This is a genomic window from Parabacteroides chinchillae, from assembly GCF_900108035.1.
GTDB lineage: Bacteria > Bacteroidota > Bacteroidia > Bacteroidales > Tannerellaceae > Parabacteroides > Parabacteroides chinchillae.
In genome coordinates, this window is record NZ_FNVS01000007.1 from 26,928 (window position 1) to 39,655 (window position 12,728).

Sequence of the window (12,728 nt, forward strand, 5' to 3'; positions counted from 1 at the left end):
TAAAATTAGGGTTCGGAAATGAATACTATATTCTTTTCACGTGTATATTTTAGATTTAAAGCTGCACATATCAGTTGGGCAATTTCTTCCGGAGAGTTGTTTATGAAACGGACAGTCAGGCGATGCTCTTTCATCGACGGGGTTGTCTCTATGGATATTCCCGGATTTGCCTGATTGACAACTTGCAGGATGTCTGCCAGCCGCTCGTCTTTGAATTGCATTTGTTTTGTATATCGGGCAAACTGTCCCAGGTCTTGTGTTTTACTTATTTGTAAACGGCGCGAAAGGAGGGTCGCTGTTTCTCCGGCATTTACAAACACACTTTCGTTATTCTGCCTGTAAGTTACTTTTACCGTGCCGTGCTGGACAGATAATTCAAATAACTTATTATTGCTGTTTTTTACGTTGAAAGCAGTACCTATTACTTCTATTTGCATATCTTCGGTTTCGATCAGGAAAGGACGTTCTTTATTACCGCTTACGTTGAAAAGAGCGTTACCTTTTAAAGATACGGTTCTTTTGTCGGTAGCGAAATGTTCCGGGTATTGTATCTGGGAATTGTCTGCCAGATAGATAACAGAACCGTCTTCCAGTGTTTTAACTAAAACCGTTGCATCTTGTTTGTTTTGCAAAGTAAATAACGCAGGCTCCGGGCTGACAGGACGATTTGTCAATAGCGCAACGGTTGCGGATATGAAAAGTAGTAAAATAGCTGCCGCCCATCCTGTATTCCTTACTGAAAAGATAACACTCCGTTTCTTCCCGGCAGTATCCGTAAGCAGTCCGTCTTGTTGGAGCCTTGAATATAGCTGGTTCCAGGCTTTATCTGTTTTACTGATATTTTTATTTGTTTGTTGTTTCATGTTGTATAACTTTCAATTTCTTTACGAAGTGCATGAAGCGCTTTTGTCATTTCCGCTTCAACTGTTTTTATAGAGATGGAAAGAGCTGTTGCTATTTCCGTGTATTTCATACCGCCAAAACGATGCATCCTGAAAATCTGCAGCCTGCGTTCAGGTAATTGATAGAGTGTCCGGTCGATTAAATCTTGGAGTTCTTTGTATTCTAACAATTCTTGTGGGGAAGACGTACTGTTTTCTTCTTTCGACAAGAGAACTTCTTTATACCGGTTTCTTACCTCTTGATGTTCCAGCACTTGCAAGGAACGGTTTCGCACGGCACCATATAAATAACTTTTGACCGAGTGGAATAGCTGGAGCTTTTCCCGTTCTTTCCAAAATGTATAAAATAAATCCTGTACTATCTCTTCCGCGGTATCTGTTTGTCCGGTTATGCTGGCGGCGTACAGGCAGAGGGGCGAATAGTAAAGCCTGAAAATACTTTCGAAAGCTTTAATGTTTCCTTCTTTAATCTTGGCAAGTACAAGTAAGTCGTTCAGCATAACCGCATTTTTAGTGGTAAACTTTTTCAAATATACGAAAAAGATAGCAAGATATTAATCATGTTGTTTTTTCAGCTTATAAACTGCCGATTCTAATGATTCTGTTGGTTCTATGATGTTGTAAGCTCCCCAAAAGTCTTCATCCATAAAATCTTCTACTTTGTCGGATAGCGATTGGTTGGACTTGAATGCTACTTTGTAAGGAATGCCTTCTTTTTGTTCTTTGCCGTCGGTTACTACCATTTCGGATAAAATAGTATAATTGGTAGAGAATAATTTCCGTTTCCAATCGCATTTAAACCGCACTTCATTCCGGATATAGCTTAGATAGCTGATGTTGTTTCTTTGCTTGTATGTAACGAGGAAAGAAACTTCCAGCGGTTTGAAACGAAGCCCGAACGGCTTTTTCTTTAGAATGGCGCGGGTGGCCTTATTTCTGTCATCCATACTAAGGTTGAATTCCGCCCGGCTGAATGCCAGGTTTTCTTTATCGATATAAAGCTTGCCGTAATATAAAGCGTATGGCAATATGGCTTGTGGTTGGAAATTAATTACATAATGAGGGCGATTATCTATTGTAGTGCTTTCTTCCATTCGGAAAGAATAATAGGGCAGTGATTCAAGATCAAGTAAAATGTCCGGATTTTTTGCAACATCGGCATATACTGATAGATTAGGGCCACCAAGTAACTTGACCACTAAAGTGTCGCTTTGTTTCTGACTCAATAATTTGCGTCCTTTGAATATTTGTACGCGATCCTTATCAACCCTTTCCCCATAAGATGTTTTGTAGATGTCTATGATTGCTTCCGATATATTGATGTAGCGGCGCCCTTTTTGGGCAGTTTCCCGGTAAAAGCCGGTAAATAGATTACTTTTAGGACTGTAATTAGATGAAATTTTGCTAATAGCGGCTTCTACTAAGGAACGGGGGTCTTGTGCATGGATGATCACTTCCCGCAATACATTTGCATTAGGCGACAGCCATACCGTAACATCGGAAATGCTCTGGTTTTTTACAGGAATAATGTAGTTGTTGTATCCGATGTGGGAAATTTCCACATTTTTGGATACGACAAAATTATTAACTTTGACCAGAAATTCCCCGTCACCGTTGGTAACTGTCCCGATATTACTGCCCGGAATAGTTACATTGACATATTCCAGTCGTTTCTTTGTGCTTTTATCTTTCACAACACCACTGATGGTAATATATTCTCCATTGTTATCTTGTGCATTTAGCGAAGATGTACCTGAAAGTATCAGGAGAATAATAATACATTCTACTATTTGTTTACACAACGTTTTCATATCCGTATTAATTTAAAGTGAATATTAGAACCTCTTTGTACTAATAGGATCGCTCAGGATATAAAAACCCTATAAAAAAATACAGGAATTTAATAGAAATTTTTTCAGGCTGGCATTTTCTAAAACCATCCCGATCTTTTTTCAAAACCATCCCGATGAAATTAAAAAATCATCGGGATGGTTTTTTTGCTGAATAGGTGTTTTAGAACAAAAAATACTTTCTTTTGTTAATAACAGAATCTGAGGATTATGCGAGTTAATAGTTAAAGAAGCTATTATTCATTTCATTCGTTAGAAGTTAAGTGGTTGAGAATAAAATGCTATTTCTACTTGACTACTGATTCGCATAGTGAGACAATGATTTATGATTAAAATAGTTTGAGGGCTATTCTTCGCTTTGTACCTCTTTATTTCTTTTATGCAGACTTTTCAATTCGAAGCCTAACATTACCCTGAATATTCCAATGATAAGTAAAGCATAGGCTATTAGGTAGACAAGAGTAAATGCCCCGGCTCCCGGTTGCCATATTATACCGATAGAACAAATGATAGCCAATATGCCAAAAGCCATATACCAGCCCCAATTACGTGTACCATATCTTTTTAAATCAAGAGAATAACCGGTTGCTGAAAATCCTCTGAACATTAACCAGAAAGCTAAAATGAATGGTAAGACACTCATGCTTAAGCCCGGATTAGCCATAAGAAGAATACCCAGAATCAAATCGACGATACCGCCGGTAAGGTACCATCCCCAACTGGAAATATTGTTTTTATTACTGATTGCAAATGCAATTTCAAACATCCCACTGACAAACATCGATATACTGAACAGTATACTTAAAACAATATAACTAGCCAAAGGAGCAAACATTAAATAAATAGCAATGATGATATACAAAATGCCTATTAACAATGACATCCACCAGTTTTTTACGGCATAATTAATTTGATCGATAAAAGTCTTCATATTGAATCTGTTTTTTAATTTTAATTTTCTCATGTAACAAACCGTCCCAAAGAAAAGTTCCGAAACTCCTCTCTTGTAGAATATTTTACATATATTTGCCCTAAATTTAACAGATTGTACACGCATGAAAGGTATCGTTTTAGCAGGTGGCTCGGGTACACGATTATATCCGATTACGAAAGGTGTTTCCAAGCAGCTTTTGCCTATATATGATAAACCAATGATATATTATCCGGTGTCGGTTCTTATGTTGGCCGGCATACGTGAAATCCTGATTATTTCGACACCTCAGGATTTGCCTGGTTTTCGCCGTTTATTGGGTGACGGTTCGGATTATGGCGTTCATTTTGAATATGCAGAACAACCTTCTCCGGACGGATTGGCCCAAGCGTTTATCATAGGAGCCGATTTTGTGGGAAATGATTCGGCATGTTTAGTGTTGGGTGATAATATTTTTTACGGACAGAGTTTTACTTCTATGCTGAAAGAAGCTGTTTCCAATGCTGAAAAAGAGAAGAAAGCTACCGTTTTTGGGTATTATGTAAATGACCCGGAGCGTTATGGAGTAGCCGAGTTTGATTCGGAAGGAAATGTTTTGAGTATTGAAGAAAAACCGGAAGAGCCGAAATCAAATTATGCTGTAGTCGGCCTTTATTTCTATCCGAATAAGGTTCTTCAGGTGGCAAGCCGGATAAGACCTTCGGCAAGGGGTGAATTGGAAATAACAACGGTTAACCAGGAATTTCTGAAAGATGGAGAATTGAAAGTCAAATTGTTGGGACGCGGGTTTGCCTGGCTGGATACAGGGACGCATGATTCTCTTTCGGAAGCATCTACTTTTGTAGAGGTAATAGAAAAGAGACAAGGGTTGAAAGTTGCTTGTTTGGAAGAAATCGCTTATCGGGCCGGATGGATCGGTGCAAAAAAATTGACTGAAATTGCTCGACCTATGGTTAAGAATCAGTATGGGCAGTATTTGCTTAATTTATTGAGGTGAAAAGATTTGAATCAGAGATGAATAAAGAGAGTAAAATATTTGTAGCCGGCCATCGTGGATTAGTCGGATCGGCTATATTAAAGAATCTTCAGGACAAAGGATATACTAATTTTGTCTTTCGTACACATACAGAATTAGATCTGACAGACCAACAAGCTGTTAATGCTTTTTTTGAAGCGGAAAAACCTGAATATGTATTTTTATCGGCAGCGCATGTCGGAGGTATAATGGCAAATAGCCGTTATCGTGCAGATTTTATTTACATTAATTTGATGATTCAGAATAATGTTATACATGCATCTTATAAAAATGGAGTTAAGAAACTCTTGTTTTTAGGAAGTACATGTATATATCCTTGTGAAGCTCCTCAGCCGATGCCTGAAGATTGTTTGCTGACTTCTCCATTGGAATATACAAATGAGCCTTATGCTATTGCAAAAATTGCAGGTATTAAAATGTGTGAGAGCTATAATTTGCAATATGGTACGAATTATATTGCCGTTATGCCGACAAATTTATACGGCCCTAATGATAATTTTAATTTGGAGACTTCACATGTGCTTCCTGCAATGATTCGTAAAATACATCTCGGAAAATGTTTGTTCGAGAGAAATTTTGATTTCATCCGGAAGGATTTGGATTTTCGCCCGGTAGAAACGATTTCCGGCTCTGCATCGGAAAATGAAATAATTGCCGTTTTGGATAAATATGGAATACGGGAGGGTGAAGTTGAACTGTGGGGAACGGGGAAACCTTTGCGTGAGTTTTTATGGAGTGAAGAAATGGCCGATGCTTCAGTTTATATAATGGAACATATAGATTTTGCAGATGTCCGCCAGAAAGAAGGCGAAGTCCGTAATACCCATATAAATATAGGTACCGGTATTGAACTTAGTATAAAAGATGTTGCTACATTAATTAAAGAAAAGATCGGGTATAAGGGCGATTTAAAGTTTAATTCCTCAAAACCGGATGGCACGCTCCGAAAGCTGACGGATGTAACGAAGCTGCATTCTCTGGGTTGGCACCATTCAGTCGAAATAAATGAAGGCGTTGAGCGTTTATATAAATGGTATCTGGAGAATTTATAATTAATGGTTGGTGAATGATAATTTGAAATAAAATATGAATAAAGTTGCGTTAATTACAGGAATAACAGGACAAGATGGTGCTTATCTGGCTGAGTATTTAATAAAGAAGGGCTATACGGTACACGGTATCAAACGCCGTTCGTCTATGTTTAATACGGATAGGATAGACCATTTATACCAGGATCCGCATATTGAAAACCGTAATCTTATATTGCATTACGGTGATTTGACAGACAGCTTGAACCTTACCCGTATAATAGGGGAAGTTCAACCGGATGAGATTTATAATCTGGCAGCTATGAGCCATGTAAAGGTCAGTTTTGATACCCCGGAATATACAGCCAATGCTGACGGATTAGGCGTGTTGCGTATATTGGAAGCAGTGCGTTTGCTGAATTTGATTCCTAAAACACGTATATACCAGGCTTCGACCTCGGAATTGTATGGTTTGGTACAGGAAGTTCCTCAGAAAGAAACAACTCCGTTTTATCCGAGAAGTCCTTATGCAGTAGCTAAGCTTTATGGTTACTGGATTACTGTTAACTATCGTGAAGCTTATAAAATGCATGCATCAAATGGTATTTTGTTTAATCATGAATCACCATTACGCGGAGAAACATTTGTGACTCGTAAAGTGACACGCGCAATATCCCGTATTGCCTTGAATATGCAAGAGAAAGTTTATATGGGAAACTTGTCATCTAAACGGGACTGGGGGCATGCCAAAGATTATGTTCGTGCCATGTATGCCATTTTACAACAGGATGAACCTTCTGATTACGTAATTGCAACGGGTATTACAACGACAATCCGGGATTTTATAAAAATGACTTTCGAAGAAGTTGGCATGGAGGTAAGTTTCCATGGTGAAGGTGTTAATGAAGTTGCCGTTTTGCGTTCTATAAATGAAAAAATATTTAAAGAAAAAGTAGGTGAAGTTTATTTTGAAAATGCTAATAAACGTATAGGGGAGGAAGTTGTGGGGGTTGATCCTCAGTATTTCCGTCCTACGGAAGTTGAGCTTTTAATTGGCGATGCGACTAAAGCACGTGAACGTTTGGGATGGGAACCCCAGTATTCTCTTAAAACATTAATAGAGGATATGGTGTTATCTGATGTGAAATTGATGAAGAAAGAATCCTACCTGAGAGAAGGGGGATATAAAATTTTGAATTATTTTGAGTAGCAGAAAACAAAATACAACTTTTATTTGTTATAATTGAAAAATGAGTTAATTTTGCGTTGTCTTTAAACGTTTTTTTTAGGTGAATTGATTGTTTAATTTAAATGTTATAAATATGAAGACTAAGATTTTACTTTTAGCTTTATTATCAGGATTTGTATTTTCTGTCTCCGCGCAGGAATTTCAACCTCAGGTAGGTTTCAGTACTGAGAAAGGCTATAAAACAAATTTTAAAAAGAACAGAGCGAGAGATAATTGGTTTATTTCTGTTGCTGGTGGTGCTAGCATTTTGTTGGGAGACCAGAACAACAAAGCTGATTTTGGGAACCGTTTGAATTTTGCACCTCAATTTTCTTTTGGTAAATGGTTTAATCCGTATTTGGCATTCCGTACTCAGTTCAACGGTGGTATTCTTCACGGATTTGTAGGTGACAATGCCCAACTTATGCAGCATAATAAATATGTAGCAGGTCATGTGGATTTGTTGTGGGATGTAACTAATTTCTGGGGTGTTTATAATGAATCAAGAGTGTTCCATTTTATTCCTTGGGTCGGTTTTGGTTATGCCCAGCGTTTCAAAACAACAGAAGCTGCTGAATTTGCAAGATCAGAATCTCCTTCTTTAAATGCAGGTATTTTGATGGCATTCCGTGTTAGCAAACGTGTAGATATTAACATTGAAGCACAGGGTTCTTTGTTGAACGAACAATTTAACCGTGTTGAAATGAATCATTTGTCTGACGGTATTGCCCAGGTAAGTGCCGGTTTGACATTCAAGTTAGGTAAGACAGATTTTGAAGTTCTTCAGCCGATGGATTATAACTTGTTGAATGACTTGAATAATCAGATCAACTCTTTGCGTGCAGCTAATGATGAATTGAGCAAACGCCCGGTTTCTTGTCCTGAATGTGAAGAAGTGGTAACTGAGGTTGTAAATAACTATGTAGACAATATAGTTTATTTCCGTCTGAACAGTGCCAAGATTGACAAGAACCAACAGATCAATATTTACAATACTGCTGAATTTATGAAGAATAACAAGACTCCGATTAAAGTCATTGGTTATGCAGATAAAGATACCGGTACTTCTAAATACAATATGAGCCTTTCAGAAAAACGTGCTAAAGCCGTTGCTAAAGAATTGATCGATAAATACGGTATACCATCTGAACAGATTTCCATTGAATGGAGAGGCTCTGATGTTCAGCCTTATGGTGTAAATAACTGGAACCGTGTTGTTATTATGAGTGCAAATAATTAATTTGTCAGAAATTATATGACAAAAAGGCTACACAATCCGTGTGGCCTTTTTTTTTGCTCGAAAATATTGATTACTTTTGTGAGATTTTAGCAAGTTTGTATGGAACTAAATAAAAAACATAGCTATCTGATTCAATGGCTGGTCGGAGTAGGGGATTTAATTGTTCTGAATGCCCTTTTTGTGTTGGTATTTTATATATTGGGTGAACATTATACAAATGCTATAGCTCATAATTTCAGGGAAATTCTTTTGTTGTTGAATTTCTGTTACTTCTTTTCTTTGTATTTTGTGCCGATGCAGTTGCACATGCCTGTTGTCTATATTGATAAAATTGTGCAACGGGCATTTGTGTTGGTTACTTTCTTGATATTTCTGTTTGCAACCTGTCTCATTTTCTTAAATGTTGGTGATATCTTAGCGACCTTTTTATTTGTTTATTATTTTTCTGCGATAGTTATATTTTCACTATGGCGCGTTATTGTACGCGTATCATTGAAAATCTACCGTAAGAAAGGATATAACTTTAAGAAGATTATTATCGTTGGTGCAGGAAAAAATGGAATGGAACTTTATCGCGTAATGAAAGATGATCTTTCTTATGGTTTTAGTGTAATGGGGTTTTTTGATGATAATTTATCATTGAAAAGTGCATTACCCAATTACTTGGGAATGACGAATGAGGTGGAAAATTACGTTTTAGCTCATGATGTTGACGAGATTTACTGTACGTTGCCTGGAACGAATGATGAGAAGATATTAAGGATACTGAACTTTGCGGAAAAGCATATGGTTCGTTTTTATATTGTTCCGGAATTTTACAGAAATATAAAGAAGAGCCTGGTGATGGAAGTGATGGAGTCTATTCCATTGCTGACAGTACGTAGAGAACCATTGCAAGCCGCTTATAACAGAGCATTGAAGCGCTCTTTTGATGTTGTTTTTTCTTTTATTATATTGGTTACTATATATCCTGTATTATATGTTGTAATAGGTGTTTTAATCAAAATGAGTTCGCCCGGTCCTGTTTTGTTTAAACAAAAAAGAACCGGATTATACGGTCAGGAATTTGAGTGTTATAAATTCCGGACAATGAAAGTAAACCGGGAAGCCGATACATTGCAAGCTGTGAAAGATGATCCTCGTAAAACACGTATTGGCGATATTTTACGAAAGACAAATCTGGACGAATTTCCCCAGTTTATTAATGTAATAAAAGGAGAAATGTCGGTTGTCGGACCACGTCCACATATGTTGAGACATACGGAACAATATTCTGCACTTATAGATAAATACATGGTTAGACATTTGGTAAAACCGGGTGTGACCGGTTGGGCTCAGGTGACTGGCTATCGAGGAGAAACCAAAACACTTGAACAAATGGAAGGCCGTGTTAAAAGAGACGTTTGGTATATCGAAAACTGGACTTTTTTCCTGGACTTGAAAATTATAGTCGTAACAATTTTAAATATGTTCAAAGGAGAGAAGAATGCTTATTGATGATATAGGTTGCACACTTTTTCCGAATTTGTGTAATCTGTAATTATAATTGTGCTATCTTTGCAGCCGATGGGAAGAATAATTGCAATAGATTACGGTCGGAAACGTACCGGTTTGGCAGTTACAGATACATTGCAAATGATTGCAAATGGTCTTACTACGGTTCCAAGCGGAGAGCTTGTGAAGTATCTGTCGGAATATATTTCGCGTGAATCTGTCGATCTTTTTGTTGTAGGTCTTCCGAAGCAAATGAATAATGAGTTGTCCGAAAATATGAAATATATCCAGGCTTTTGTGACTCATCTTAAACGAACAATCCCTGATATCCCGGTAGAATATTATGATGAACGCTTTACGTCTGTAATGGCTCATCAAGCTATGCTTGAAGGTGGTTTAAAGAAGAAGAAGCGGCAGGAAAAAGGTCTGGTAGATGAGATTAGTGCGGTAATTATCCTGCAAGCATATTTGGAAAGTAAAAAATATAATAATTTATGATTTTACCTGTATATTTATATGGCCAGCCCGTATTGCGGAAAGAGGCTGAGAACATATCAAAAGAGTATCCCGAATTAAAGCAACTGGTGGCAAACATGTATGAAACCATGTATAATGCGGATGGTGTAGGTTTGGCCGCCCCGCAAGTAGGACTGTCAATACGCGTATTAGTGATAGATGCCGATGTGTTGGGTGATGATTGTCCTGAATGTAAAGGGTTTAAACGTGCAATGATTAACCCCGAGATTGTAGAACGTAGCGAAGAAGAAGTTGCGATGGAAGAAGGTTGCCTCAGTCTTCCCGGAATACATGAAAAAGTATCCCGTTCAAAAAAAATCCGTGTAAAATATTTTGATGAGAATTGGGAAGAACATGATGAAGTTGTTGAAGATTTTGCAGCACGTGTGGTGCAACATGAATGTGAGCATCTGACCGGACATGTTTTTATAGATAATATTTCGGCAATTCGCCGTCAATTGAATAAAGGCAAACTAAATAATATAATAAAAGGGACAGCCCGCTGCTCATATCGCATTAAGGCTGTAGGTAAGTAAAAAAATAAATATGACAGATTTAAGTAAAAACATTCAGACCCTGAGGGAAAAGAAAGCCGTCGTTGAGATGGGTGGAGGTGAGGCTGCTATCGAAAAGCAGATCGCAATGGGTAAATTAACTGCCCGTGACCGTATTCTCTCTTTGTTGGATAAGAATTCTTTCCACGAGTACGATTTGTTTGTAAAGCACGATGGTCGTGACTTTGGTATGGAAAAGAAGGATCTGCCTGGTGACGGTGTTGTTACCGGTACTGGTACGATTTTTGGTGCTCCTGTTTGTATCTATGCGCAGGATTTTACAGTTGCCGGAGGTTCATTAGGTTTGCAGCACGCCCGTAAAATTACAAAGATCATGGATCATGCACTAAAGATGAAATGTCCGATTATTGGCATTAATGACTCGGGTGGTGCACGTATTCAGGAAGGTGTTGGAGCTTTGGCTGGATATGGTGAAATATTCTATCGTAATACAATTGCTTCGGGAGTAATTCCGCAGCTTTCATTGATATTGGGACCTTGTGCGGGGGGCGCTGTTTATTCTCCGGCGTTGACAGACTTCGTTTTTGTAGTGGAAAACATTTCCAAGATGTTTATTACAGGTCCGAATGTAATCAAAACCGTTTTGGGAGAAGATATCTCAATGGAAGATTTGGGAGGAGCCCGTGTACATGCAGAAATTACGGGTAATGCTCATTTCTACGCAATGAGTGAACAGGAATGTTTTGAGCAGGTGAAACGTTTGGTCAGCTTTATTCCTTGGAACAACCAGGAGCGTGCAAAAGCTGTAGAGCCGAAAGAGCCATCTGCTATGTTGAATATTGAACAGGTTGTTCCTGCAGACCCGAAACAGCCGTATGATGTACGTGATGTTATCAAATGTATTGTTGATGATTCGGATTTTCTTGAAATCCAGGAATTATGGGCAGCAAACATTGTGATTGGCTTTGGGCGTATGGGTGGTGAAACAGTTGGATTCGTAGCTAATCAGCCTATGTATCTAGCAGGTGTATTGGATTGTGACAGTGCAGACAAGGCTGCACGTTTCATCCGTTTCTGCGATTCATTCAATATACCTATTATTACATTGGAAGATATGCCGGGTTATTTACCTGGTGTAGATCAGGAACATGCAGGTGTAATTCGTCACGGGGCAAAGGTGTTGTATGCATATTCTGAAGCTACTGTTCCTAAGATTACAGTTATTTTGCGTAAAGCTTATGGCGGTGGTTATATTGCTATGAACTCCCGTCATTTAGGTGCAGACTTTATGTTTGCTTGGCCAAGTGCTGAAATTGCAGTTATGGGACCGGAAGGTGCGGCTAATATTATTTTCCGTAAGGAAATCATGGAAGCCGAAGATCAGCATGCAATGCGTCAGGCTAAAGTAAAAGAGTATATTGAGAAGTTTGCAAATCCGTTTGTTGCAGCATCTAAAGGATTTATTGATTCTGTAATCGAGCCAAAAGAAACACGTTCATTGTTGTTGCATGCGTTGAAACTTTCTGTCCAGAAAGAAGAATATCGTCCGGCTAAAAAGCATGGTTTGCCTCCGTTCTAATTAGTTATAGGTATGGAAAATAAAGAAGACAAAGAATTTGTAGACTTCATCGTAACAGCACGTAAATATAAAACGTTGCTTACCGAGAAGTACAAGAACCGCCAGGTATGGCACAAGCCGTTTCTTGGTGATGTGATTTCTAATTTACCCGGAACTATTATTAAGATTGAAGTGAAAGAAGGAGAAACAGTAGAAGCCGGTCAATTATTGCTTATTCATCAAGCGATGAAAATGCTGAATCGTGTAGTAGCTCCTGTTTCAGGTGTAATTGCAGAGATCGGTGTTCAGGAGGGAGAAAAGATTGGAAAGAATCATTTGATGGTAAAGATAGAACCTAAATAAAATAATAAGGTAATAAAGCAGACTCCCGTGTAACTATATGTTGTACGGGAGTTTTTTATTATTAAGA

General features: G+C 38.2%; 13 protein-coding genes. 9 read left to right on the forward strand and 4 right to left on the reverse strand.

The features are described 5' to 3' along the window. Nucleotides 1–5: 5 nt before the first annotated feature. The 4 genes from C4S38_RS06680 to C4S38_RS06695 form a co-directional block, all read right to left on the reverse strand. Nucleotides 6–863: a FecR family protein gene (locus C4S38_RS06680; RefSeq protein WP_103983076.1), complete on the reverse strand. Its 858-nt coding sequence runs from the start codon at nucleotides 861–863 to the stop codon at nucleotides 6–8. Continuing rightward, complete coding sequence (locus C4S38_RS06685) at nucleotides 860–1,402, reverse strand: RNA polymerase sigma-70 factor (protein WP_103983077.1); 543 nt, start codon at nucleotides 1,400–1,402, stop codon at nucleotides 860–862. The genes C4S38_RS06680 and C4S38_RS06685 overlap by 4 nt, the downstream gene beginning before the upstream one ends. A gap of 54 nt (nucleotides 1,403–1,456) precedes the next feature. Then, nucleotides 1,457–2,713, reverse strand: a complete 1,257-nt coding sequence (locus C4S38_RS06690; protein ID WP_103983078.1) for a carboxypeptidase-like regulatory domain-containing protein — start codon at nucleotides 2,711–2,713, stop codon at nucleotides 1,457–1,459. Nucleotides 2,714–3,098: 385 nt separating this feature from the next. After that, nucleotides 3,099–3,683: an HdeD family acid-resistance protein gene (locus tag C4S38_RS06695; RefSeq protein WP_099464010.1), complete on the reverse strand. Its 585-nt coding sequence runs from the start codon at nucleotides 3,681–3,683 to the stop codon at nucleotides 3,099–3,101. 124 nt (nucleotides 3,684–3,807) lie between these two features. Here C4S38_RS06695 and rfbA point away from each other — a divergent pair, with 124 nt between their 5' ends. The 9 genes from rfbA to C4S38_RS06740 all read left to right on the forward strand — a co-directional run bounded on the left by rfbA (nucleotide 3,808) and on the right by C4S38_RS06740 (nucleotide 12,661). Then, on the forward strand, nucleotides 3,808–4,680 hold the full coding sequence (gene rfbA, locus C4S38_RS06700; protein WP_103983079.1) for a glucose-1-phosphate thymidylyltransferase RfbA: 873 nt from the start codon (nucleotides 3,808–3,810) through the stop codon (nucleotides 4,678–4,680). Nucleotides 4,681–4,697: 17 nt separating this feature from the next. After that, on the forward strand, nucleotides 4,698–5,771 hold the full coding sequence (locus C4S38_RS06705) for a GDP-L-fucose synthase family protein (protein ID WP_103983080.1): 1,074 nt from the start codon (nucleotides 4,698–4,700) through the stop codon (nucleotides 5,769–5,771). Between the two features lie 34 nt (nucleotides 5,772–5,805). After that, nucleotides 5,806–6,957 carry a GDP-mannose 4,6-dehydratase gene (gene gmd / locus C4S38_RS06710; RefSeq protein WP_103983081.1) on the forward strand — a complete coding sequence of 384 codons (1,152 nt, stop codon included), beginning with the start codon at nucleotides 5,806–5,808 and terminating at the stop codon, nucleotides 6,955–6,957. Between the two features lie 112 nt (nucleotides 6,958–7,069). After that, complete coding sequence (locus C4S38_RS06715) at nucleotides 7,070–8,215, forward strand: OmpA family protein (RefSeq protein ID WP_103983082.1); 1,146 nt, start codon at nucleotides 7,070–7,072, stop codon at nucleotides 8,213–8,215. 99 nt (nucleotides 8,216–8,314) lie between these two features. Next, complete coding sequence (locus tag C4S38_RS06720) at nucleotides 8,315–9,712, forward strand: undecaprenyl-phosphate glucose phosphotransferase (RefSeq protein ID WP_103983083.1); 1,398 nt, start codon at nucleotides 8,315–8,317, stop codon at nucleotides 9,710–9,712. A 69-nt stretch (nucleotides 9,713–9,781) separates the two neighbouring features. Further along, nucleotides 9,782–10,207, forward strand: coding sequence for a Holliday junction resolvase RuvX (ruvX, locus tag C4S38_RS06725; RefSeq protein WP_103983084.1), 426 nt, complete (start codon nucleotides 9,782–9,784; stop codon nucleotides 10,205–10,207). Beyond that, on the forward strand, nucleotides 10,204–10,761 hold the full coding sequence (gene def, locus C4S38_RS06730; protein ID WP_099462906.1) for a peptide deformylase: 558 nt from the start codon (nucleotides 10,204–10,206) through the stop codon (nucleotides 10,759–10,761). Before ruvX ends, def begins: the two co-directional genes overlap by 4 nt. Before the next feature lie 10 nt (nucleotides 10,762–10,771). After that, nucleotides 10,772–12,319, forward strand: a complete 1,548-nt coding sequence (locus tag C4S38_RS06735; protein WP_099462905.1) for an acyl-CoA carboxylase subunit beta — start codon at nucleotides 10,772–10,774, stop codon at nucleotides 12,317–12,319. A 12-nt stretch (nucleotides 12,320–12,331) separates the two neighbouring features. Then, nucleotides 12,332–12,661 carry an acetyl-CoA carboxylase biotin carboxyl carrier protein subunit gene (locus C4S38_RS06740; protein ID WP_099462904.1) on the forward strand — a complete coding sequence of 110 codons (330 nt, stop codon included), beginning with the start codon at nucleotides 12,332–12,334 and terminating at the stop codon, nucleotides 12,659–12,661. The last annotated feature ends 67 nt before the right edge of the window (nucleotides 12,662–12,728 follow it).

Coding starts and splice junctions, on each gene's coding strand:
- C4S38_RS06680 (WP_103983076.1), bottom strand. CDS start 863: ATGAAACAACAAACAAATAAAAATATCAGTAAAACAGATAAAGCCTGG.
- C4S38_RS06685 (WP_103983077.1), bottom strand. CDS start 1,402: ATGCTGAACGACTTACTTGTACTTGCCAAGATTAAAGAAGGAAACATT.
- C4S38_RS06690 (WP_103983078.1), bottom strand. CDS start 2,713: ATGAAAACGTTGTGTAAACAAATAGTAGAATGTATTATTATTCTCCTG.
- C4S38_RS06695 (WP_099464010.1), bottom strand. CDS start 3,683: ATGAAGACTTTTATCGATCAAATTAATTATGCCGTAAAAAACTGGTGG.
- rfbA (WP_103983079.1), top strand. CDS start 3,808: ATGAAAGGTATCGTTTTAGCAGGTGGCTCGGGTACACGATTATATCCG.
- C4S38_RS06705 (WP_103983080.1), top strand. CDS start 4,698: ATGAATAAAGAGAGTAAAATATTTGTAGCCGGCCATCGTGGATTAGTC.
- gmd (WP_103983081.1), top strand. CDS start 5,806: ATGAATAAAGTTGCGTTAATTACAGGAATAACAGGACAAGATGGTGCT.
- C4S38_RS06715 (WP_103983082.1), top strand. CDS start 7,070: ATGAAGACTAAGATTTTACTTTTAGCTTTATTATCAGGATTTGTATTT.
- C4S38_RS06720 (WP_103983083.1), top strand. CDS start 8,315: ATGGAACTAAATAAAAAACATAGCTATCTGATTCAATGGCTGGTCGGA.
- ruvX (WP_103983084.1), top strand. CDS start 9,782: ATGGGAAGAATAATTGCAATAGATTACGGTCGGAAACGTACCGGTTTG.
- def (WP_099462906.1), top strand. CDS start 10,204: ATGATTTTACCTGTATATTTATATGGCCAGCCCGTATTGCGGAAAGAG.
- C4S38_RS06735 (WP_099462905.1), top strand. CDS start 10,772: ATGACAGATTTAAGTAAAAACATTCAGACCCTGAGGGAAAAGAAAGCC.
- C4S38_RS06740 (WP_099462904.1), top strand. CDS start 12,332: ATGGAAAATAAAGAAGACAAAGAATTTGTAGACTTCATCGTAACAGCA.